Genomic DNA, 22,058 nt, shown 5'->3' with positions numbered 1-22,058 from the left:
TAACTAAGTCCTGCTTCTAAAACAGATAATCTTGCAATATTACCCCCTGGTCCAACAACATTCCCTAATATAACATCGTCTATTTCCCTCTCAATTCCTTTACCTAGAAATGAAAGAAGTGGTGCTACTAATTGCTGAACTTCATAGTCTTTCAATATCCCATTCTTCTTACCAATGGGCGTTCTTTTCGCCTCTACAATAACTGCTCTATTCATGTATCTTCTCCTGATTTCTAACTATACTTTCGGCTGCAATGCGGGCTACTTTCCCGCTATTTGTATAAGGTATTTCATCTACAAAATACCATTCTTTCGGTATTTTAAAAGAGGATAATCTCTGTAAGCAAAAGCTCTTTAATTGTTGCTTCGTAGCACTTCCTTTTACGATAGCGACAGGCTTTTCACCCCAATAACTATCTTTTACACCAACAACAACAATTTCTTCAACAGCTTGATGCGTATATAACACACTTTCTATCTCTTCTGGATAAATATTAATTCCACCAAATAGAATCATATTTTTCTCTCTACCAACTATATATATAAACCCTTCCTCATCTTGATAGCCTACATCATGTACTGTCATCCAGCCCTCTTCAGTTAGCTCTGGAACTAAAACACCATCTAATATGTATCCCATAAAAAACTGATCACTTTTCACATAAACTGTTCCTATCTCACCTAGCTGTACTTCTTCTCCTGCTTCATTACATATTCGAACTTGCACATTATGACAGGGTTTCCCTACTGAATTTGGCTTTTTTTCACTCTCATCATCGACTAATGCTGTTACAAAACTTAGTTCCGATGCACCGTAAAATTCGTATTTTTTTGCATAAGGAAATATACTCTTTATTTTTTCTTTCGCTTCAGCTTCCCATTTTGCTCCTGACGAAATAATTTTCATCTTATTTTCTATTATTCTATTTTCTTTATATAAAGACTCCAGCATTGTTGGTACTGTATACATGACCGAAATATTTTCAGTCTCTAACTTATCCAACACTTGATCTGGAATAAACTTTCTCATAACGTGCACCGTTTGTCCTTCATATAATGCACTTATTGCGCCGTATAAGAAAAGAGAGTGAACGAGCGTTCCAGCTATTAAAATAGAATCCTCCTTTCTCATATGAAAGTCATGTACATTACAATCAAAACTATGAACCCACGATTGTTGTGCACGCAAAAATGCTTTTGCCTTTCCAGTCGATCCTGATGTAAACCCCATATAAAAAGGGGCATTTTGTACATTTTCTCCGAGATAATCTCTAGGAAGGTAGTTCTCTATTATTTGTTTCCATTCATCAATTGCAAATACTCTTCTTTCTTCATCTAAAATATCATTTAACTTATACCCTTCCGTCACAACCATATCCGAATTACTAATTGCTAGTCTTTCTTTTAGCTCATCCTTTTTCCATTTCACATCTAATGGTACACAAACCCACCCAGCCATAGCAGCACCCGCAAATAGTTGTAAAAACTCCATACGATTTTCTAATACAATTGCTATTGTTTTATTCTTCGATTCTGTTACGCGCAACCAGTTTGCTACTTTACAAACTGATTCAAACCACTCTTTATATGTTAAAGCTCTATCATTTTCCTTTATCGCTATTTTATTCGGTTGTAAAGAGGCATGCTTTTTATATTCTTTTATAATCCCCATTTGAGATGTCCTTTCTTTACAAAATAACAAAAAGAAACACGTAATGAACGTGTTTCTTCTCTTTATCATCCCGCATTTGTATATTTTTCATTCTTTAAAGCGGGCGTAATAATGTGTTTCAATGAACGATGTAATTTTGTCACGAGAATTGCTGCAATAATTGCTTTTATGCAATCCCCTGGTAAAAACACAGCACTCACTTTCATTGTCTCCCATACAGAAACATCCATTAAGAAAGCTTGTACAGTAATGCCAAATACGTAAACTACGAAAATACCACCAATTATATTAATACATAATACTTTTATAATAGAAACTTCACGTAAACGCTCAATTAAATATCCAATTACAAACGCTCCAACGATATAACCAAGTAAATATCCTGCACTTGGTCCAACAAATACACCTGGACCCCCACGTCCACCCGCAAGTAATGGTGCTCCAACTCCAACTATAAGTAAGAAAACGAGCTGACTTAATGCCCCAAGACGTGATCCTAACAGGCCACCTGCAAGCATAACACCAAGTGATTGTAATGTAATCGGAACTGGTGTGATAGAAAGAGCAATTGGAGGTATTAACCCTAACACTCCCATAATAGAACTAAATAAAGCGACGAAAACTAAATTTTTTGTATTCATATTTGCTTCTCCTATTTGTAAACTTAAAATCGTTTTTAGATAACATATTATAGGAGTTATATTATCTTCCTACTTTTCTTTTGTCAACCATAAATTAATGTAAGTTTACAAATGACAATTCTGTTATTTCTCTTTATGCAAATGCTCAAGTTCTTTTCGAAGTGCCTGTTTTAAAAACTTTCCAACAGATGTTTTCGGTATTTCTTCCATAAATACAATATCATCTGGTAACCACCACTTCGCAAACTGCGGTTTTAAAAACTCATATATTTCTTCTTTTGTAACCGTACTATTTTTCTTTTGAACAACGCAGGCAACTGGGCGTTCTTGCCACTGCGGATGAGGAATTGCAACGACAGCCGCTTCAAATATAGCATCATGTGCCATTAAAGCATTTTCAAGATCGACTGAAGAAATCCACTCGCCCCCGCTTTTAATAACATCCTTCGTACGATCAACAATTTTCACGCAGCCTTCCTCATCAACTGTAACGACATCGCCAGTATATAACCAACCGTCACGGAATCCTTCGGCAGTACGATCATCGTTATAATAGCTTTCAGCGATCCAAGGTGCTCGTAAACATAATTCTCCCATCTCCGTACCATCCCACTTCACTTCACCATTTGTACCGACTACTTTCATCTCTACACCAGGTACAAGATATCCTTGTTTGGAGCGGATTTCTAATTGCTCTTCATATGATAATTCTGTTTCATAACTTTTTAAACGTGCAAGCGTTACGAGTGGACTCGTTTCAGTCATACCATATGCATGTACGAAAGGAACATTATATTTTTGCTCAAATGCTTTAATAACGCTTTTCGGTGCAGCTGCACCACCGCATAATATTCTCGTTATACTAGATAAATCGTAACTATTATTTTCTAACTCTTGTAATACACCGAGCCAAATTGTCGGCACACCTGCTGCTATCGTTACTTTTTCAGCTTGAATCATTTCTAATAAAATTTTTGGCGTAAACATCGGTCCTGGAAGAACTTGTTTTGTTCCAAACCAAGTAGCAGCGAAAGGAAGCCCCCAAGCGTTCACATGGAACATCGGTACAATTGCCATCGCCGCATCACTTTCCGATAAAGCAGCTGTATCCGCTAAACCAAGTGCCATACAATGCAATACAGTACTACGATGCGTATATACAACACCTTTTGGGTTTCCTGTAGTCGCTGACGTATAACACATACCAGCAGGTGTATTTTCATCAATATCTTTTACAAATTGGAAATTTGGATCGCCTTCTTCTAATAACTTTTCATAATGATATACAGGTTCTAGCGTAGTATTTGGAAGTTCATCTTTATCAGTCATAATAATGTAGGCTTGTACAGTTGATAATTGTGATTGAATATTTTCAACGAGTGGTACGAGATCTTCATCTATAAGTAGAATGCGATCTTCTGCGTGCTGAATAATGTATGAAATATGTTGAGGAGATAAACGAATATTAATTGTGTGTAAAACGGAAGCAATACCTGGAATAGCAAAATACGCCTCCACATGTCGATGATGATTCCACGCTAACGTTCCTATACGCTCGCCTTCTTTTATTCCTAATTTTTTTAGCGCACTTGAAAGTCTTCTCGTCCTTTCCCCTAACTGCTTATACGTTAACGTTGTAACTGTATCATGTGTCCGTGAAACAATTTCTTTCTTCGAAAACAGTCTCTCTGCTCTTTCCATCATAGAACTAATTGTTAGCGGTACATTCATCATCATATTGTTTACAGCCTCCCTTTAAAGCGTTTTCATTTTCGTATATTATAACAGACTTCTACAAATAATTACGATATTTTTCTGTATTTTCTGAATTATTTCTTTGGAAATAATTCAGAACAATAAAAAACATGTTTTGAATACAATGATCCAAAACACGTTTTTCTCTTGCTTATAAACTATCTACCTTTTTTCTTACTTTCTTTTTGAGTTTAAAGATAAAACGATTACTATATTCTTTATTTTCTACTAAAATTCGATACGTCTCTAACACGCCTAACACACGAACAAAAAGATAAACTCCAATAGCAATAAGTACAACACAATAAGGGTAATACTGCACGAGCTCTCCTGACGTGATTCGTTTTTTCTCAAATAAAAATGGTATTGCTCCTGCTGCGATAAAACAAAATCCAACGATCACTACTGCTGCATACTTCTTCTTAATAGTCGCATATCTTTTTGTCAATTCTTTTAGAAAGTTTTGATCAAACAGTAATTCTTCCTTTTTTAATACATTGTATCGACTCTCTTCTAGTGTTACAGGTACCATCATTGCTCCAATTCCAAGGACCGCAATGATAATGACAAGGAATGTAGACAGTGTTGCATTTTCTTTAAATAATAAATACGGTATTGTAGATAAAATAAGCAAGCTAAATCCTAATGCGATATATTTAGAAATTTTTTGTCCATACACTACATACCCTTCCGCCATTTCCTTACTTACATAATAACCATTTTCCTTTTCATTACTTTGCTCGGCAGTTTCTTTTAATAAGTAATCAAGAGAGACTTCAAATACATTTCCAATCATTATTAACTTTTCAGTTTCAGGAAAACCTTGACCGTTTTCCCATTTACTAACTGCTTGCCTTGTCGTGTTTAGTTTCTCAGCTAACGCTTCTTGAGAAAGACCCTTTTCCTTTCTTAATTTAAAAAGCTTTTCACCAAATCCCATATGTGTGTCCCCCTTTATTTTCTTAACTAAATTGTATGTAAACATTGTCTTTATCTCTATCTTCCTGCGGTTGCACTTTGTCAACTTACGGTTGCGATCATGTTATATAGAGGTTTTCTATACGATTTAGCTAGTTTTCTTCTATAATTGTGATATTAAGAAACACAATACCTTTCAATAACCAATTATAACAATTAAAGGTAATTATTGTTATAAAAAAATAAAAACCCCCTTATTAAATTAAAGGAGTTTTCAATATAAAATATTTCATTGATTCATATATCTTTCCCTAGATATACAATATCTTTTCGTATCACGATACTTACCTTTAATGAACAAATCCTTTTGAATTGTACATTCGTATTCCATATTCAAACGTTTCATTAATTTTTCAGATGCTTCATTTTCTGAATTACATCCTGCTTCAATACTATTAAGACGTAACTCATTAAAACCATAGCTAAAAAAAGCTGACGCCGCCTCAGTAGCTAATCCTCTACCCCCATATTTTCGTGATAAGGCGTATGCAATTTCCGCTTTATGTTCAATTACATCATATTTTATAAATCCACAAGTCCCTATGAGTTTTTGTTCCTCTCTTAATACAATTCCAAGGGGGGCTACTTTTTCTTTTTCATATTGACTCACAATTTCTTCTATATATTTTTGTGTGTCATGTAACGATTGATGAGCATCCCATACAGTATACGTTGACATTTCTTTATCTGAGGCATACTCATATATATGTAAAATATCACTCATATTAATTCTCCGTAATATAAGATGTTTCGTATACAACGCTGGATATGACCACCTCTCAACAATCATAACGGCTTCTGCTTAAACTTTTCATAATTCCGTACCTTCAATGAAAGGATATTCCCGCAATCTGTACAAATATAAGCATCTACTGGTGAAGATGTGAACATCGTTTCCTTTTTCCGTATTTGTGCATAACCGATAAACTCACCTTCTCCTATGTTTTGAGAGCCGCAATTAGGGCATGTCTGCACGTCTTTCTGTTTCATGAGAGCACCACCTTTAATCTGTTTCCACTTCCCTTCGACAGTTCACTTCCATTTCCCTTCCAAAAAACCTCTTATTCTCTTACATTTCAACAGGAATCTCAGAATAAAAATCGTATATGTACTATGAACTATATTAATTGACGGAGGAATCTTATGAGTATGATTATGACATTCAATGTAGCACAAGAAATTGAAAACGCAGAAATAGATATGCTCTCTTCTAGATTAGCGCTACTACAAGCAATAAGCGGAAATCCAATGCAAATACAAATGAAAAATTTCGGGAGTGCCACTGCCTTTTCATCAAAAGTAATTACTGGTCCTGCTTTTAATACAGTAAAAGGCATTACATATACAAATACAGATGCGATAGATGAAATCATCTCTTATTATGAATCACTACAAATCCCTTGCCGTTTTGAAATTACACCAGCGCAAGGTACAGCTGAACTATTTCAATACTTATCAAAAAAAGGTTTTTATCAATCTAGCTTCCATACCGCTTTATATAGTATACCGAAAGAAGATCCATCCCTTATTCCTTCTAACATTTCAGTGCGCCAACTAAAAAAAAATGAATTTGATATTTTTGCAGACATATATGTACGCGGATTTAATATGCCTTCCTTTACAAAGGATGGTGTACGTCAAAATAACGAAATTCTTTACAATGAACCAGGCTGGTATTTTTTCATAGCAGAAGTTCAAAATATTCCTGCGGGCATTGGTGTCCTATATATAAATAAGGGAATTGCATCATTAGCTGCTTCTGCTACTTTGCCAGAATTTCAGCGTATAGGCTGTCACACTACATTAATTCAAAAAAGAATTGAGGCAGCTATTAAATCCGATTGTAATTTAATAATTGGACAAGCAAGGTTCGGTAGTAGTAGTCAAAATAATATGGAACGCGCTCATTTGAAAATCGCTTATACAAAATCAATATGGACTGCAAAAGACATGTAATTAACATTCTTTCTCTTTCCATTACAATTTTATACATTGTTTGACAATTCCTTTTCTATCCTATTAATCATTTGAATATTCAAACTAGATTTCTTACGCTATTATTAGATACATCATTCAACTTGCAATATGAAAAGAGAATTCTAATCAAACTACAAGGAGGAGAAATGTATGACAAAGCATGATCATGGTTTAAAAGAAAAAGTAGAAGGTGCCATTGATAAGGTAAAAGGTGAAGTAAAAGAAGTTGTCGGGAAAGTAACGGATAACAAAAAATTACAAGCCGAAGGAAAATGGGATAAAATAAAAGGCAATGCAAAAAGCACTGTCGGTAATGTAAAAGAAAAAGCACACGAGTATAAAGAACATAAAGAAGACAAATAAAAAAAGAGCCATTCGGCTCTTTTTTTATTTCCCTTCATTCTTCTCTAACACATACAAATCTTCTTCAATATTCGTTAATTTCTCGCTTACAAGCTTTCTTGCATCTCCAATTGCTTGATTATAGGCAAATGGACCAACTAATTTTATCATTTCTTCTATTAAACGTTCTGCTTGGAAACGTCCAATTTCATCTAAATCTTCTTCCATGAAGAATTGCTGAATTTGTGCTACAAGCTCTTCTTTTTTATCATTTGGTATTTTTATATTCATCATCATTTGTTACTCCTCTATATTTAAGATACTATTTTTCTTAACTCTACCATAGAAAAACGATTTCCAGGACAACTTTTTGTTACTCCTACTAGCTCCCTATGACCTAGTATATTTTCCTTCTTTATAGCAAACTGTTTCATAAACATTTTACATAAAGAATATAATGCATTCATTTGTGCAGTAGTTGGATCATACTTATCAAAATTACCCGTCATACATATTCCAATTGTATCTCGATTATTGTCTTTCGCATGTGCTCCAATATGTAACCCTCTTCCTTCAATTACCGTTCCGTCCTCTTCAATAAAATAATTGTAACCAATCCCGCTCCACCCTCTTACAGTTTGATGAAATTCATGTGTTTTATACACATCCCATCCATCTTCTGACGTATGGTGAATAATAAGTTTATTTACTTTCCCTAAAGGAACTAACTCATCTTGAAATATTAAATTTACACATTTAATTTCCATATGAACTTCCTCCTCTTAAAAATCGATCATAATAATTGTCTTATCATCTGGCCTTATTCTCTTTTTCCCTTCTAACTCTTCAATGATTGCTACGTATTCGTTTATACTATTCTTTCTTATATATGCAACAGTTTGTTCGAGTGACCAATCTGGATGAAATAACCCATCTGAACAAATAAAAATCCCACTCACTTCATCTATATGTAATTCACCGTGTTGTAAATAATGGATGGCTTCTTTCATTCCGTTTGCAACGGAATACCCGCCCTCCATATTTGCAAGATAACGGTTGTATTTTAACTGTTCTCGAACATCTTGAAAAACATGTTCTTCTGGCACAAATAAACCTTTTTTACGATCTTCTTCTCTCTTCTTTTTAGCTCGTTTACTAATTCCTTTAACTGTGTCTTTCGTTACTACTTGCATCGTTCCATTTTGAAGAATTGCAACGATCATACAGTCCCCTAACTGCGCATATTCAATTTTCTCACCATTTATTTGAACTGCTGCAATACATGTACACCACAAATGCTCTTTTTTTCTCGTATCAACCTTATATTCTAGCATCTTGTTCTGCAATAACTCATTTGCTCTTGCAACTGCGACTTGTAAACTAAGATTTTCCCGTAATGAAGTAAAATGTCTTGCAAATAAATGTGAAGCGATGTATGCTCCATTATGTTCCTTTTCGTCACGAAACGGAACGAGCGGTGTTGCACCATCACATACACCATAAATATTTTTGTCTTCATTACAAAAATAAGAATCCTCACACTCTTGCTTCAACGGGCTTTTTTGTTGATAAGTCGTTATCCTCATTTCTGTATCCCCTTTCAAATTACAAAACAATCAAATTGTTTCGATTAATCTAATTTTCCGAAATAAACTGTTTTTACCCAAAACTTTCAATATCATATATAATCTTGAAATAATATGAATTTTTTAGTGAAGGACGGGAAAAAGATGATCAGATTTCTCGGTGTTATTATTGGTTCTTTTATTATTGCGATTGCCTTTAATCTTTTCCTTATCCCCCACAAAATTTTAAGTAGTGGAATTGGCGGAATTGCTATTATTTTAGGGATTGTAACTCCTGTAAACACAGGTATTATTAACTTCGTATTAAACTTACCTATCCTTATTTTAGGATACATAGGTCTTGGAAAAAAAGTAATTTTTAACACAGTTATCTCTGTAATTGTATTATCTGTTGCATTATACTACGTTCCAGTAAAAATCGTAGCAACAGATCCACTTTTATCATCTATCTTCGGAGGTGTTATTGCCGGAGCTGGTATTGGTCTTGTTTTTAATTGTAATGGATCCACTGGTGGATTTGATATTATCGGTATGTTGTTATCTCGTAAACGTGACATTAAACTTGGTGGATTCCTTATTGTTTTAAATGCAGTCGTTGTAGTAATTGCAGGATTCTTCTTCACTTGGGATGTTGCACTTACAAGTTTACTTTCAATTTATGTAACTGGTAAAGTAATTGATGCTGTTCATACGAAACATCGTAAAGTTACACTTATGATTGTAACAAATGAAGCGGAAAAAATGAAAAAACAGCTTCTTTCAACTGTTGTACGTGGTATTACATTACTTGATGGAGAAGGTGCTTATTCAAGCGAGAAAAAACGTGTACTTATGACAGTCGTTTCTCGTGAAGAATTAGCAAGTATGAAACTAACAATTTCTGAAATTGATCCGCATGCGTTCGTTAATATTACAGAAACTGTAGAAGTATTAGGGCTTTTCAGAAGAGGTTAAAGACTAGGTGGGAAGCCACCTAGTCTTTATTTTGCATAAATTCAATTCTATTTCCAAATGGATCAGACACATAAAATCTAATCACATCTGGCCGGGCATGATCATCAATCACTTCAATCCCTTGTTCTATAAGCATTTGCTTAAATTCATTAATTTGAGTCACATAAAAAGCTGGATGTGCCTTTTTAGCTGGTGTAAAATTCTGTTCCACACCAATATGGATTTCTTGATTCCCACACTTAAACCAACATCCACCTCGTTTTTTTAACTCTTCTGGCTTTGGAATTTCTTCCATACCAATTTTTTTACCATAGAATGCACGTGCCTCTTCTTCACACCCTACAGGTGCAGCTACTTGTACATGATCGATTCCTTGAATATAACTTTTCATTTTCTCTCCCCCTCTTCTATTCTAATATTATAAAGAAAACACACCCCTGTAACTTACAAAAACTTTATAAAACAATATAAGCTTCCCTTATTACCACCTTATATTCCTTTTGCAAAAAATAAAGAAAACAAATTTTTTTCTGTAACTTCCATTTTTTATAGAAATACACATTACATCTATATTATAGTTATTATTAGACAAATCTTTTAGATGCTAGTTGTACGGAGGAAATATTATGAGTCGTAAAAAATATTCATCAACTCTAAGAAAACGTCATCCGAACATTTCTGGACGTTTGCGAAACCATATACAAGATCGTTCTTTAGCAGAAATGTACGCATCTCTGTTCGAACATAATCCTGATAGTATTATTTCATTGAATTTAGAGGGAATTATTCTACATATCAATCCTTCTGCAGAAAGAATACTAGGCTACACTTCTTTAGAATTAGAACGGAAAAACATTATCTCTATTTTAGAAGCTCATATTTCTGAGCAAGTATTACAATATATAAAGAATACCGAAGCAGACAATCAGCAAGAGTATATCCTATCTATTTATCATAAAGATGGCTACTTATTAGACGTCGTAACAAAACTAGTTCCTATTTTTGTCCAACATCGTCTAACAGGTGTCTATGCGATTATGAAACCTCTTGAAAAATCAGAAAGAATCGAAAAAATGTTACAAGAAAGCGAGAAAAGATTACGTACATTAATGAATGCAATGCCTGCGTTTGTTATATTTAAAGATCATGAAGGTCGCTGGCTTGAAGCAAATGACTATGCACTTTCCTGCTTTAATTTCCATCATGTACCTTATCACGGGAAAAAGGACAGTGAACTCATCCAATATAATGCAGCGTACCGAGAAGCTTTTTTACACTGTGAAGAAGTAGATGAACTAGCATGGCAGCAAAGACAAATTCTTCACGGGGAGGAATTTATTATACACAGAGATGATTTCGACCTCATCTTAAGTATATCAAAAGTCCCTCTTTATCATCCTGACGGTTCCCGTAAAGGCCTTATCGTGATGGGAAGGGACGTTACCGAGCTAAAAGAGACTGAAAAATTATTACGGAAATCAGAAAAGCTCGCCGTAGTTGGACAACTGACAGCTGGAATTGCCCATGAAATTCGAAATCCACTCACTTCTCTAAAAGGTTTTTTAACATTGCTACTTCCTGAAATAAATGAGGAGAATAAATGGTATGTAGATGTTATGCTAAGTGAAATATCACAAATGGAATCCATTACGAGTCAATTTATGGCGATGTCTAAACCTCAAGTTTTATCCGTTCAAACTTACAACATACAAACTTTAATTGAAGAGGTAGTCACATTTCTTTTACCGACTGCCATCATGCATAGCGTCCATATTATTATGGATCATTTTAACCATAAACATGACATCCAATGCGATGGTAATCAATTAAAACAAGTTTTTATTAACATATTAAAAAACGCAATAGAAGCGATGCCAAATGGCGGTAATATTTTCATTCAAATCAAATCGTTAGACAATAATTTCATCGTAATTCGTATAATTGACGAAGGCTGTGGCATTCCAGAAGATCGTATATCACGTTTAGGTGAACCATTTTATAGTTTAAAAGAAAAAGGTACCGGCCTAGGACTCATGATGTGTTACAAAATAATTGAAGAGCACCATGGTAAATTACACATTTCAAGTGAACTAAACAAAGGTACCATCGTTGATATTCAATTACCACTTTCTTCATCCCATCTTGCAATCCAGTCTTAAATAAAAAAGAAGCATCTGCTAACGATTAGCAAATGCTTCTTTTTTATTTCCTTCTATAATACTGTATTGTCATACCATTCTTTTGCTTTTTCTACTTCACCCATTGTTAATTGATGCCCTCTATTTTCCCAATGCATTGTTACATTAGCGTTTGCATTTTCTAATAACGTCTTCAATTCTTCTGACTCAGAAGGCGCACAAATTGGATCATTTGTCCCAGCTGCGATAAATACCGCTGTTTCTGCTAAATTAGGCAATTGGATTCCTCTTCTAGGCACCATTGGATGATGAAGAACAGCAGCTTTTAACGCATCTTCATAATGGAATAATAAGCTCGCTGCAATGTTAGCTCCATTTGAATAACCGATAGCTATAATGTTATTTCTATCAAATTCATATGTTTTTGCCGCTTCGTTTAAAAATTCATTTAACTCCTTCGTACGGAAAATTAAATCTTCTTCATCAAAAATACCTTCTGCTAATCTACGGAAGAAACGTGGCATCCCATTCTCTAATACATTTCCACGAACACTTAATACCGAAGCTCCCGGATCAATTATTTCTGCAAGTGGTAATAAATCTAGTTCATTACCGCCCGTACCATGAAGTAATAACAACACTGGTTTTGAAGTATCTTTTCCTTTTTGAAAAACATGTTTCATCATAATCCTTTTCCCCTTTCAATTACTTTAATCTAAATTTCTCACTTCAAATGGTAAAAGTGTTTGTTCAATCTGTTTTCTATTTGGTTCATATCGCTCCGGTAACTTTAATTCCTCACCCATCGTCTCTAACGATTCGTCATGAGCAAAACCAGGAGGATCTGTTGCAATTTCAAATAAAATTTCACCGTGTTCTCTAAAATAAATTGCATTAAAATAATTTCGATCTTGTACAGGAGTTACACCGTACCCAAAGCGAGATACATGTTCTCTCCAATCTAGTTGATCAGCATCGTCGCTCGCTCTCCAAGCAATATGATGAACTGTACCAACGCCCATCTGACCGCGTCCAATTGTTGATAATTTTAAATCAATAATATTTCCAATATCAGCAGAAGAACGGAATCGGACAAATTCACCCTCTTCTCCAATTTTCTCAAGACCCATAACGTGTTCTAACAATTCAGCTGTTTTTTGAGGTTGTGCAGATAAAAGAACAGCACCGCCAAATCCTTTAATTGCTACTTCTGGCGTAACTTCTCCAAAAGTCCAATTATTTAATTCGCCTTCTTCTCTTTCAACTAATTCTATATGCAAACCATGTGGATCATCAAATTCTAAATATTGCTCCCCAAATCGAGTCATTTTTGTATATGAAACATCAAACTTTTCTAGTCTACTTTCCCAAAACTCCATTGCACCTTTTGGTACGACATATGAAGTAATGCCTACTTGACCGTCTCCAATAATTCCTTGGCGAGCACCTGCCCATGGGAAAAACGTAATAATTGTTCCAGGTTTTCCTCCTTCATTACCAAAATAAAGATGGTATGTACCTGGATCATCAAAATTCACTGTTTGTTTCACTAAACGTAATCCTAATACACCAGCATAAAAGTCTACATTTTCTTGTGGATGCCCTACAATTGCTGTAATATGATGAATCCCCATTGTTTTCTTTTCCATTTCTGCCACTCCTTTTTTATTTCATTATAAAAATTTGTTTTACATTCAAATTCATTATTCATTTTGTCCATACTGCAAAGTAAAATCCGCTATTATAATTTTACCTCGAATTCGAGATAAACACTTTAAAATTACACAATAACATTCGATCCACTGGAATTATCTCGAATTCGAGATAATTCACAAAAATATATTTGTTCGATTTATAATCATAATAAGTCTTTATTTAGAATACGATTTATCTCGAACTCAAGATTTATTATAAGTTACTTACTTTTCATTGTCAATCAGTTCCTTATTTAAATTATTGTTCTCTTGATTAACTTTATTATCGAATAAAAAAGTCATACAAATGTATGACTTTTAACACATATATTTTATCTCCTATTTACTATAGGGAACAATTCTGACAGCGGTACAATTCCTCCTCTTTCATCCTTAAATATAATATGCTCCCTCGTTAAATGGCGCGGGCTTTTCACCCCCGCTGCTGCCGCTAATGAAAACAGACTATATCTCATACTAATAATGTAATTCATCACTCGCCATTTCTTCTCATACGGATCTAACGCTTTTTGGTAGTGCGGATTCGTCGTTGCAACCCCAGATGGACACTGTCCGGAATTACATTGAAGCGCCATAATACAGCCGCTCGCCATCATAAATCCGCGGGCTGAATTTACAGCATCCGCTCCAATTGCTAAAGCAATTGCCACCTTATCCGGTGTTATTAACTTCCCAGAAGCAAACACTTTGAATTTATCACGGACACTATAATGATTCGCTGTATCAATAAATGTAAGTAATGCTGGAATAAGCGGCAGTCCCATACTATCTGCCATCGATTTATACGTTGCCCCTGATCCGCCTTCTGAACCGTCTATTGTAATAAAATCTGGATAAATGTTTAATTCTTTCATTGTTTTTATTAAATCTTCCAAAGGCTCCTGCTGACCAATTACAATTTTCATCCCGACTGGTTTACCACCACTTTCTTGCAACTGCTGAATAAAAGAAAGTGTATCCACTGCATTATTTAAAAATGAAAATCGATTCGGCGAATTAATTGTCTCTCCTTCTCGTACATTCCTAACAGAGGCAATTTTCTCATTTACTTTTTGTCCCTCTAGATGACCACCACGTATTTTCGCACCTTGCGCAAATTTTAATTCGAATGCCTTGATATTATTTTCTTTCGCTTTCTCCATAAATTTCTCCATTGAAAAATTGGCATTCTCATCACGGTATCCAAATAATCCAGGGCCAATTTGTGCAACGATATTCGCACCTGTATGTAAATGTTCTGGAATTACGCCACCTTCTCCAGTATTAATCCACGATCCGCCTGCCATTTCCGCACCAAAACCGCTCGCTAAAATATAATTCTCTCCAATCGCACCGTAAGATGTCGCTGATGCTCCAAACATTCCATGTAATTCCCATTGGTATTTGCGATTTTCACCGACTATAATTGCATCGTCATCTTCATATAACCAAAGATTTGTTGTATCCGCTGTCAATTTCTCTCTTCTTGAAAATAACCCTTCTTTATGAATCACATATTTTTTCCCCTCACGTTCTTGCCTAAGATTCACACTTAATTCATCTGTTAAAATTGGAAACAATGTATTCGCAATATAATAGCCCGATGCATCAAAATCTCGTTTCGATCCAAAACCAAGTATTTCAGAACGATATTTCGCTAAAAACATAACACTTTGAAAATCGTAACGTGAAAAAGGTTTTCCATCCGTATCATGATCAAACCAATATTGCCGAAATTCCGGCCCTATCTTTTCAAGTAAATAGCGCATTCTCCCTAAGTATGGATGAAGTTTTAATATAGAGTGATGCGTTCTTTTTTTTATAAAAAATGTAATAATAAAAAATACGATTAAAAGCAACATCAAAAAAAGCAATATACTAATAATAACGAGTAGCGTTTCACTCATCCCGCTTCCCCCTATGAAATTCCATAATAAAAGGAGAACACTTTATATGTTCTCCTTTTATCTTTATTCACACTAATGTAGCAAGATGCTCTTTCGCGTCATATTCAACTAAACTTTCAGCATGTTTAATTCGATGAACAAAATCTGGATTAGCGATTAATGGTCTTCCGAATGCCGCTACATCAATCGTTCCTTCTTGCAACGCTTCTTCAGCCTCTTTCGGATTTAAATTACCAACCCCAACAATCGTACCATCCCAATATTTTCTTACTAATTGATGAAAATTTTTGCCATCAGCAATCACTTGCGTATAATTCATCGTTGAAGGGTGAATCATCGTTAATCCAACTTCTTTGAACATATTTACAAACGTTTCAATTGCAAGTTCTGGATTTTCCCACATATAAGTAGGATTATCACCTTTGAAAGCAGAGAAGCGCAGAAGTGTTTTATCAGCTCCAACTGCTTCTATTACAGCCTCAGTTACTTCTTTCATAAATGTTAACCTTTTCTTTAAATCGCCGCCATATTTATCTGTTCGCTTATTCGCAAATTCATAAGTAAATTGATCTATTAAATATCCGTGCGCACCGTGAATCTCTACACCATCGAATCCTGCTTCAATCGCATTTTTCGCTGCTTGTGCGTATTGACCAATAACCTCTTTTATTTCTTCTATTGTCATTGCTTCTGGTGTATCAAACGGTTTACGGAAACGCGGAACATTTCCCTCTGCAGCGATTGCTGACGGTGCTTGTGGTAATTGACCGCCAATTATTTCGTGATGGCTCATACGTCCAACATGCCATATTTGAGCAATAATAGTCCCGCCTTCTTTATGTACTGCTTCCGTAACAGGTTTCCAAGAATCTATTTGTGCTTGTGTATACATACCTGGTACCCCTGGGTTCCCTTTTGCTCTTGGGCTAATGACAATTCCTTCTGTAATAATTAACCCAATGCTATCAGCAGCACGCTTGCGATAATACTCAACTACGTCAGCACCAACTACACCCGTTTCACTGTCTGCAAAGCATCTCGTCATCGGTGCCATCGCTATGCGATTACGAAGAGACCAAGACCCAATTTGTATCGGATTAAATAACTTCGTTTCTTCAACGTTTTCAAAAGTTCCACCAGCGTTTATATTCGTTCCTTCATAAATACTTGCGGTTTTATTATTTGAACTTGTCATTTTTCTTCCCCCTAAAAAATTCTTACTATAATTGCATCATACTTACTTTTAAATAGTAGCGTCAATTTATACGACTTTGCCATGAAACATTCGAATATCAAAAAAAATAGAATACTCTAAATAAAATGAAAAAGGTTTCCTTAGTAGGAAACCTTTTTAGTTGACCATATATGGCTATCAATTCGTCTATCTCCTTAACATAAAGAATCCCTTATCAATAGAAGTGAAAATGGTTCCGTATTCTTCTAAAAATAATAACTCATATACCTAAAACAATGAAAGCCCTACCTCTCTTTCATCCTTACGGCTCCTCGTCCGTGCCAGTGTGAATCAGGATTGCAAAAATCAAGTAACTATTTTATCGAAGTATTGAATTAAACTTCGAACATTCGTAAAAGAAATTTAAAATAAAAATGGATTTGATTGTAGTAATAACAAAAGAGGTTAATGCTTTAAAAGTGGTTTGAAAGAGTTGAATGTCTTTGAAATGATTAATTGCCTATAATTATGTTCCCAAAAAATTCAAGATCTTTTTTGGGATGCAATACATTATTTGTAATGAACCTTAACAAAAGCTTTTTATTTGATTCTCTGTGATACCTTCAATTAATCCAAGTTCACTAATCAAAAATTCATGTGCGTTATCTAACATTTTCTTTTCGCTTGCATTAAGTGCTTTTTCTTTCTGTATACGCATTAAATCACGCACAACTTCAGCACCTTCTTGCATTTTACCCGTTTTTATTTTATCAGTGTTCACTTTATACCTTTGTTTCCACGTAAGTAATCTATCTGATTCCCCATGCTGAAAAATATCTATTATGTGTATTAATGCCGTGATATCCGTAACTGGTCGTATATTTGAATTCAATATTTTCCCTTCAGGAATCATTATTTCCATATTATTAGCCGACATTTTTATAACATAATATTGTTGTTTTTTTCCTGCGATTTCTTTCTCTTCTATGGCTTTAATTATACCTGCTCCCTGCATTGGATACACAATGTTATCGCCAATTTGAAACAAATAATCCACCTCCATATATGGTAACCTTCTCAAGTTTAACATATATTCATTTTTTTAGCAAAATTTTTATTTTATCATAAAATTATTTCCTGTGTCAATTCATTCAAAACAATTTAATTAATCCACATAATAACACTGCAAAACCGCAATTCCTCCAACTTTTTCATATACACCCATTTTAATTTTACAAACCTCTTACAATACAAAAACACATTACTACAATATAAGTAGTAATGTGTTTTTATAAGACATAGCTAAAAATTCACTTTTAATTTCCAACCTATATACTAACTTGCTTACGAATCGTTTCTCGCGCTAAAAGAAAACTCATAATTACTTGCGCAGCTACTCTGCTCGTCATATCCCTGAAATCAAGAGTTGGATCAATTTCTACTATATCCATCCCTTGCACGAGGGGTTCTTTGCCAAGAAATTCAATCGCATCAAGTAAAGTTGAGCTATCCATTCCTCCAGGGCCAATTGCTGGACAACCTGGCGCGAATGCTTGATCTAGTACATCCATATCAAGAGAAATGTAAATAGAAGTCACACCTTGTTTTCTTAATACTTCAATGCTTTCTGTCATAATATCTTTTATTTCTCTCTCTCGTACATCTTTCATTGTATACACTGTCACACCGTGCTCTTTTGCATATTCATGGTACGCACGTGCATTAGAAAAATTACGAATTCCAATTTGAACGAGTTGTTTTCCTGTAATGACACCATTTTCTAGTAAACTACGGAACGGTGTACCATTTGATGGACCACCATCATCTAAATTACGCAAATCATGATGAGCATCAAATTGAATAATACCGACCTTTCCTTTACTATTTGCAAATCCTGTTATACTCGGAAAACTAATCGAATGGTCCCCGCCAAGAACGATTGGTATCATGTTCGGATTTACTTTCGTTAGATGCCCAACTGTTTTCGCAATTCGGTTATGACTTTCTTTTATATCTGTCACATGCATTGTAATATCACCGCAATCATATAAGACACTTTCTTTCATATCGTGTTCTTCTGTAATTGCATACGTGCTATATGCATCTAACATCGCACGAATTGTTTTTGGAGCAAAACTTGCTCCTGAATGACTAATAGATGGTTTAGAGAGGGGTGCTCCAATTAAGGCAGCACTGAATATTTCCACGCCTTCCTCCCAATCTTTAATCATCTCACTCCATTTCGTCACTTCACGATCAATAAACTTTGCATTTTTCTTTAAATAGTGGCCGTGCTCCACGATTGTTCACCTCTTGTATATGCGATATTACCATTCTTCCATACTGTATTCACATGACTTACGCCGTAATGATACGGTACGTAAGCATAATTGTAAGCATCCCATAAAACTAAATCTGCCTTGCGACCAACTCTAATTTTCCCAGCTACATGGCCTCGATTAATGGCATAAGAAGAGTTAACGGTTACGGCATTCCAAACTTCTTCTGGTGTCATTTTCAGCTTCAGCATTGCGATGCTCATAATAAGCTGAATGTTTTCAGTTGGACAGCTACCTGGGTTAAAGTCTGTAGCTAACGCAACTGCAACACCTTCATCAATCATTTTACGACCGCGAGCAAAGCTTTCTTTATTTAAATAGAAAGTTGTTCCTGGTAATAGCGTTGCTACTGTATTAGAGTTTGCAAGCATTTCAATTCCTTTATCAGAAGCGCCAACTAAATGGTCCGCTGATGCTGCACCAATTTCAGCTGCTGCTTCCGCACCACCAAGAGGGTCGATTTCATCTGCATGAATTTTCACGTCAAAGCCAAGTTCTTTCGCTTTTAATAAAAACTCTTTTGATTCTTCTACAGAGAACACACCTGTTTCGCAGAAAATATCAACGAATTCCGCTAATTGCTTCTCTTTCATTTCTGGCAGTAGGTCTAGCATCCATTGTAAAAATTCTTTTGATCTTCCTTTATACTCTTTCGGAACTGCATGGGCACCTAAAAATGTTGAAACTAAATCGATTGGATGCTCTTTTTGTAATTGTGCAGTTGCCTCTAATTGTTTCCATTCCGTCTCATCATCTAATCCGTAACCACTCTTCGCTTCTACAGTTGTCACACCGAAAGATAGCATACGGTCTAAATGGAATTTCGCTTTTTGAACAAGTTCTTCTTTCGATGCTTGTTTCGTTGCATTTACAGTCGAAAGAATGCCTCCACCTTGTTCTAAAATTTCTAAGTACGGAACTCCTTGTAATTTTAGCGCGATTTCATTTTCACGAGATCCACCAAATACAAGATGAGTATGCGGGTCAACAAGACCAGGAGAAACCATTTTACCGCCGCAATCAATAACTTCTTTCGCTTGTATTCCTTTTGCTTCTTCCGCTGTTCCAACGAAAGTGATTACGCCATTTTCAATTCCAACCACACCGTTTTCAATAACAGGAAGCGTGTTCATCGCTTCCCGTCTTAACAAGCCATCTTCTTGATCCATTGTTAGTAATTGACCGATATTTATTAGTAAAGTGTCCAGCATGTTTTCTCCTCCTTATTTCATCATTGGAATGTTAACGCCTTTTTCTTTCGCTGTTTCAACAGCTAAGTCATATCCAGCATCTACGTGACGAACAACACCCATTCCAGGGTCAGAAGTTAATACGCGCTCAATACGTTTTGCTGCCGCTTCTGTTCCATCTGCAACGATAACCATTCCAGCGTGAAGTGAATACCCCATGCCAACGCCACCACCGTGGTGAACAGATACCCAGCTTGCACCGTTTACACTGTTAATTAATGCATTTAAAATTGGCCAATCTGCTACTGCATCACTACCGTCTTTCATCGATTCCGTTTCACGGTTTGGAGATGCTACTGATCCGCAATCTAAATGGTCACGGCCGATAACGATCGGTGCTGATAATTCACCATTCGCCACCATTTCATTAATAATGCGGCCAAACTTCGCACGCTCACCGTAACCTAACCAACAAATACGTGATGGAAGACCTTGGAACTCAACTTGCTGACGAGCCATACGAATCCAGTTACATAAATGTTCATTATCAGCGAACTCACGTAAAATTACTTCGTCTGTTTTATAAATATCTTCTGGATCACCAGAAAGTGCTACCCAGCGGAATGGTCCTTTTCCTTCACAGAATAATGGACGAATAAATGCTGGAACGAATCCCGGGAAATCAAAAGCATTTTTCAAACCTTCATCGAAAGCAACTTGGCGAATGTTATTTCCATAATCAAATGTAATTGCGCCTTTTTCTTGCATCGCAAGCATTGCTTCCACATGTTTTGTCATGCTTTCTTTTGATAATTGTACGTAACGTTCTGGATCTTCTTCACGAAGTTTCGCTGCTTCTTCTAATGTGTAACCTACTGGAATATAACCGTTTAATGGATCATGAGCAGATGTTTGATCCGTAACTAAATCTGGCGTAATATTACGCTTCACTAGTTCTGGTAAAATTTCTGCCGCATTTCCTAATAAACCAATAGAAATCGGTTCTTTCTTCTCTTTATACTCGTTCGCAACAGTTAACGCTTCTTCTAATGATTCTGTATACATATCACAGTATCTCTTTTCAATACGACGATCAATGCTGCGCTTATCAACATCAATAGCAATGACAACACCGCCGTTCATCGTTACAGCAAGAGGCTGTGCACCACCCATCCCACCTAAACCAGCAGTAAGTGTTAATGTACCTTTTAATGAACCACCGAAATGTTGACGAGCCGCTTCACCAAACGTTTCATATGTTCCTTGTAAAATCCCTTGAGTTCCAATGTAAATCCAACTACCCGCTGTCATTTGTCCGTACATCATAAGACCTTTTTTCTCTAATTCACGGAAGTGATCCCAGTTCGCCCATTTTGGTACTAAGTTTGAGTTCGCTAACAGAACGCGAGGTGCATCTTCATGTGATTTGAAGATTGCTACTGGTTTCCCTGATTGAACAAGTAACGTTTCATCGCTTTCTAACGTTTTTAATGAATCTACAATTGCCTGATAGCTTTCCCAGTTACGAGCTGCACGGCCAATTCCGCCATATACAACTAATTCTTCTGGTTTTTCAGCAACTTCAGGATCTAAATTGTTCATTAACATACGAAGTGCAGCTTCTTGAACCCACCCTTTCGTTTGTAACTCCGTACCTCTTGGCGCGCGAATTGTTTGTTTTACTTTTTCCATTTCAATCTCTCCCTTTTCTC

The 22,058-nt window shown here is 35.6% G+C and carries 23 protein-coding genes; 4 read left to right on the top strand and 19 right to left on the bottom strand.

Going from position 1 to position 22,058, the window contains the following annotated elements:
- From JDS92_RS10365 to JDS92_RS10335, 7 genes are all read right to left on the bottom strand, one after another.
- Positions 1-215 (bottom strand): thiolase family protein (locus JDS92_RS10365; protein WP_472926309.1); only part of this gene is annotated, 215 nt, incomplete at its 3' end.
- Entirely contained in the window at positions 208-1,671 is a 1,464-nt protein-coding gene (locus JDS92_RS10360; protein ID WP_097958424.1) for an acyl-CoA synthetase, read from the bottom strand. The genes JDS92_RS10365 and JDS92_RS10360, both read right to left, overlap by 8 nt.
- 65 nt (positions 1,672-1,736) lie before the next feature.
- Complete coding sequence (locus JDS92_RS10355) at positions 1,737-2,312, bottom strand: biotin transporter BioY (RefSeq protein ID WP_097958426.1); 576 nt, start codon at positions 2,310-2,312, stop codon at positions 1,737-1,739.
- Positions 2,313-2,435: 123 nt separating this feature from the next.
- Complete coding sequence (locus JDS92_RS10350; protein WP_199631906.1) at positions 2,436-4,049, bottom strand: long-chain fatty acid--CoA ligase; 1,614 nt, start codon at positions 4,047-4,049, stop codon at positions 2,436-2,438.
- A 169-nt stretch (positions 4,050-4,218) separates the two neighbouring features.
- Positions 4,219-5,007, bottom strand: a complete 789-nt coding sequence (locus tag JDS92_RS10345) for a helix-turn-helix domain-containing protein (RefSeq protein WP_000505607.1) — start codon at positions 5,005-5,007, stop codon at positions 4,219-4,221.
- Positions 5,008-5,274: 267 nt separating this feature from the next.
- Complete coding sequence (locus tag JDS92_RS10340; protein WP_142313861.1) at positions 5,275-5,835, bottom strand: GNAT family N-acetyltransferase; 561 nt, start codon at positions 5,833-5,835, stop codon at positions 5,275-5,277.
- Positions 5,832-6,035 carry a hypothetical protein gene (locus JDS92_RS10335; protein ID WP_000810202.1) on the bottom strand — a complete coding sequence of 68 codons (204 nt, stop codon included), beginning with the start codon at positions 6,033-6,035 and terminating at the stop codon, positions 5,832-5,834. The genes JDS92_RS10340 and JDS92_RS10335 overlap by 4 nt, the downstream gene beginning before the upstream one ends.
- A gap of 153 nt (positions 6,036-6,188) precedes the next feature.
- On the opposite strand from JDS92_RS10335, the gene JDS92_RS10330 reads away from it, so the two are divergent.
- Positions 6,189-7,001, top strand: coding sequence for a hypothetical protein (locus JDS92_RS10330; protein WP_000061814.1), 813 nt, complete (start codon positions 6,189-6,191; stop codon positions 6,999-7,001).
- A gap of 171 nt (positions 7,002-7,172) precedes the next feature.
- A complete protein-coding gene (locus JDS92_RS10325; RefSeq protein ID WP_000160404.1) occupies positions 7,173-7,385 on the top strand; it encodes a CsbD family protein in 213 nt (70 codons plus the stop codon).
- Between the two features lie 24 nt (positions 7,386-7,409).
- Here JDS92_RS10325 and JDS92_RS10320 read toward each other — a convergent pair whose 3' ends face one another.
- The 3 genes from JDS92_RS10320 to JDS92_RS10310 are packed head-to-tail and all read right to left on the bottom strand — an operon-like array spanning position 7,410 to position 8,950.
- Positions 7,410-7,661: a DUF2164 domain-containing protein gene (locus JDS92_RS10320; RefSeq protein ID WP_002039315.1), complete on the bottom strand. Its 252-nt coding sequence runs from the start codon at positions 7,659-7,661 to the stop codon at positions 7,410-7,412.
- A 17-nt stretch (positions 7,662-7,678) separates the two neighbouring features.
- On the bottom strand, positions 7,679-8,131 hold the full coding sequence (locus JDS92_RS10315; RefSeq protein ID WP_000402959.1) for a peptidoglycan recognition protein family protein: 453 nt from the start codon (positions 8,129-8,131) through the stop codon (positions 7,679-7,681).
- A 15-nt stretch (positions 8,132-8,146) separates the two neighbouring features.
- Entirely contained in the window at positions 8,147-8,950 is an 804-nt protein-coding gene (locus tag JDS92_RS10310; RefSeq protein WP_001223366.1) for a protein phosphatase 2C domain-containing protein, read from the bottom strand.
- Positions 8,951-9,094: 144 nt separating this feature from the next.
- Here JDS92_RS10310 and JDS92_RS10305 point away from each other — a divergent pair, with 144 nt between their 5' ends.
- Positions 9,095-9,904 carry a YitT family protein gene (locus tag JDS92_RS10305; RefSeq protein ID WP_000617799.1) on the top strand — a complete coding sequence of 270 codons (810 nt, stop codon included), beginning with the start codon at positions 9,095-9,097 and terminating at the stop codon, positions 9,902-9,904.
- Positions 9,905-9,923: 19 nt separating this feature from the next.
- Here JDS92_RS10305 and JDS92_RS10300 read toward each other — a convergent pair whose 3' ends face one another.
- Complete coding sequence (locus JDS92_RS10300; protein WP_000844356.1) at positions 9,924-10,295, bottom strand: VOC family protein; 372 nt, start codon at positions 10,293-10,295, stop codon at positions 9,924-9,926.
- A gap of 235 nt (positions 10,296-10,530) precedes the next feature.
- Between JDS92_RS10300 and JDS92_RS10295 the strand changes: the two genes are divergently transcribed.
- Positions 10,531-12,063: a BA3702 family sensor histidine kinase gene (locus JDS92_RS10295; protein ID WP_016108908.1), complete on the top strand. Its 1,533-nt coding sequence runs from the start codon at positions 10,531-10,533 to the stop codon at positions 12,061-12,063.
- Positions 12,064-12,116: 53 nt separating this feature from the next.
- Here JDS92_RS10295 and JDS92_RS10290 read toward each other — a convergent pair whose 3' ends face one another.
- From JDS92_RS10290 to hutU, 8 genes are all read right to left on the bottom strand, one after another.
- A complete protein-coding gene (locus tag JDS92_RS10290; RefSeq protein ID WP_000975464.1) occupies positions 12,117-12,728 on the bottom strand; it encodes an alpha/beta hydrolase in 612 nt (203 codons plus the stop codon).
- Positions 12,729-12,752: 24 nt separating this feature from the next.
- Positions 12,753-13,691 (bottom strand): ring-cleaving dioxygenase, encoded by a 939-nt coding sequence (locus JDS92_RS10285; protein ID WP_000412734.1) that lies wholly within the window; start codon positions 13,689-13,691, stop codon positions 12,753-12,755.
- Positions 13,692-14,068: 377 nt separating this feature from the next.
- On the bottom strand, positions 14,069-15,643 hold the full coding sequence (locus tag JDS92_RS10280; RefSeq protein ID WP_199631905.1) for an FMN-binding glutamate synthase family protein: 1,575 nt from the start codon (positions 15,641-15,643) through the stop codon (positions 14,069-14,071).
- 67 nt (positions 15,644-15,710) lie between these two features.
- Entirely contained in the window at positions 15,711-16,838 is a 1,128-nt protein-coding gene (locus JDS92_RS10275) for an alkene reductase (protein WP_000204424.1), read from the bottom strand.
- Between the two features lie 565 nt (positions 16,839-17,403).
- A complete protein-coding gene (locus JDS92_RS10270) occupies positions 17,404-17,865 on the bottom strand; it encodes a CarD family transcriptional regulator (RefSeq protein ID WP_000486323.1) in 462 nt (153 codons plus the stop codon).
- 280 nt (positions 17,866-18,145) lie between these two features.
- Positions 18,146-19,117 (bottom strand): formimidoylglutamase, encoded by a 972-nt coding sequence (gene hutG / locus JDS92_RS10265; protein ID WP_000399860.1) that lies wholly within the window; start codon positions 19,115-19,117, stop codon positions 18,146-18,148.
- Complete coding sequence (gene hutI, locus JDS92_RS10260) at positions 19,096-20,367, bottom strand: imidazolonepropionase (protein ID WP_199631904.1); 1,272 nt, start codon at positions 20,365-20,367, stop codon at positions 19,096-19,098. Before hutI ends, hutG begins: the two co-directional genes overlap by 22 nt.
- 12 nt (positions 20,368-20,379) lie before the next feature.
- Complete coding sequence (hutU, locus tag JDS92_RS10255) at positions 20,380-22,038, bottom strand: urocanate hydratase (RefSeq protein WP_000416716.1); 1,659 nt, start codon at positions 22,036-22,038, stop codon at positions 20,380-20,382.
- Between the last annotated feature and the right edge of the window lie 20 nt (positions 22,039-22,058).

The sequence above is a fragment of the Bacillus cereus group sp. N12 genome (assembly GCF_016483575.1).
Lineage (GTDB): Bacteria > Bacillota > Bacilli > Bacillales > Bacillaceae_G > Bacillus_A > Bacillus_A toyonensis.
This window is presented reverse-complemented; position numbering and strand designations above follow the sequence as displayed.